Below are 1,872 nucleotides of genomic sequence, written 5' to 3' on the forward strand. Positions count from 1 at the left end.
GTTCCGCACCGAATATGAGGGCCGCACCCTTCGCGAGAACCTCGGCCTGAAGCATCCCGCTCATCGGGCCCCTCACCGCGAACCCGGCAGCCAGGCGGCCGAATAATCGAAGTCCCATCAACCAATCCGGCAAAGGGCCGAGCCACGCCGGCGGCCTAACCAAGGAGCAGTCCCTCATGACCACATCAACCCAACCTCGCCCTACCCTATCCGCGCTGACGATCAAACCGGTCGCCGCGCGGATCGGCGCCGAGATCGCCGACATCAAGCTCTCGGGCGACCTTTCCGACGAGACGATAGCAGCCATCAATGCAGCGCTGCTGCAGCACAAGGTGATCTTCTTTCGCGACCAGGATCAGCTCACCGATACCGAGCAGGAGCGCTTTTCCAAGCGCCTCGGCAATCTTGTTCCACATCCAACCGAGCATGTACGCAACGGCACGACCTCGATCCTTGAACTTGACTCGTCGCGCGGTGGCCGCGCCGATGCCTAGCACACAGACGTTACCTTCGTCGACGCCTATCCCAAAATCTCGATCCTGCGCGGTGTGACTATTCCCGAGGTCGGCGGTGATACGGTTTGGTCCAACACAGTGGCCGCCTACGACAGCCTGCCACCGGCGCTCAAGGCGACCGCCGAACAGCTGTGGGCAACCCACAGCAATGCCTATGACTATGCCGCACAGCGCCCGCATGCGAGCGAGGTCGATCGCCGCCACTATGAAGAGGTCTTCGCTTCCACCGTCTACGAGACCGACCATCCCGTGGTGCGCGTCCATCCGGAAACCGGCGAGCGCTCGCTCATACTCGGCTCCTTCGTGCAGCGTTTCGTCGGCTATTCGAAGAGCGATTCCGAGCAGCTCTACGCCCTCCTCCAGTCTCATGTCCTGCGCATCGAAAACACGGTGCGCTGGCGCTGGCGAGCGAACGACGTCGCCATTTGGGACAACCGTGCCACCCAGCATTACGCCGTCAACGACTATGGCGACAGCGCCCGTGTCGTGCGCCGCACCACTCTCGACGGCGACGTACCGGTGAGCGTCGACGGCCGCCATAGCGTCACTCGTAAGAAGCTAGTTCGCGACGCCCTCACCCGCGCCGCCTGACCCTCCCCTCCAGCCAGGATCCTCACCCATGAAATTCGCGCATATCGCAGCCCTGATCGGCGGCCTTCTCGCCACCGGTCCCGCGTCGGCCGAGACCCTCATCCGCATCGGTTATCCCGGAACTGGCATCGACGACCGGCCCTATGCCTATGGCGACTATGTCGCCGTGGCCAATGTGCAGAAGCTTGTCGAGGCCGAGTTCAAGGACGTGCCCGACACAAAGATCACATGGACGTTCTTCCGCGGCGCCGGCCCGGCTCTCAACGAGTCGCTCGCCGCCGGCCAACTTGATTTCGCTGCCGGCCTCGGCGATCTGCCTTCGATCGTCGGCCGCTCGCGCGGCCTGCAGACGAAATATCTGGCCTCGGCCGGGAGCCATGATGCGCTTTATCTCGCCGTCCCCCCGGATTCGCAGCTCAAGACGGTGGAGGACCTGAAGGGCCATAAGGTGGCGCAGTTCCGCGGCACCAATTTGCAGATCGCCACCGACCGCGTCCTCGAAAAGCACGGCCTCGCCGAAAAAGATATCCGCTTCGTCAGTCTCGACTCGAATTCCGCCACGGCCGCGCTCATCTCGGGCAATGTCGAAGCTTCGTTCGGCGGCTCGGAATATCTGGACCTCGCCAAACGCGGCGCGGTCAAGATCATCTACTCGACCAAGAACGACGACCCGACCCTCGGGCGCAACTCGGGGCTCCTCGTCACCGCGGAGTTCGAGAAGGCCCACCCAGAGTTCACCGCCAAGGTCGTGCGCGCCTTCGTCAAG

At 63.3% G+C, this 1,872-nt stretch carries 1 protein-coding gene and 1 pseudogene; both read left to right on the top strand.

The genetic code is table 11. The features are described 5' to 3' along the window. Positions 1 to 176: 176 nt before the first annotated feature. Positions 177 to 1,106, top strand: a pseudogene (locus EOA24_RS36340) (TauD/TfdA family dioxygenase). Positions 1,107 to 1,134: 28 nt separating this feature from the next. Next, a partial coding sequence (locus tag EOA24_RS36345; protein ID WP_189354531.1) for an ABC transporter substrate-binding protein occupies positions 1,135 to 1,872 on the top strand: 738 nt, incomplete at its 3' end.

It is taken from the genome of Mesorhizobium sp. M2A.F.Ca.ET.039.01.1.1 (assembly GCF_003998035.1).
Taxonomy (GTDB): domain Bacteria; phylum Pseudomonadota; class Alphaproteobacteria; order Rhizobiales; family Rhizobiaceae; genus Mesorhizobium.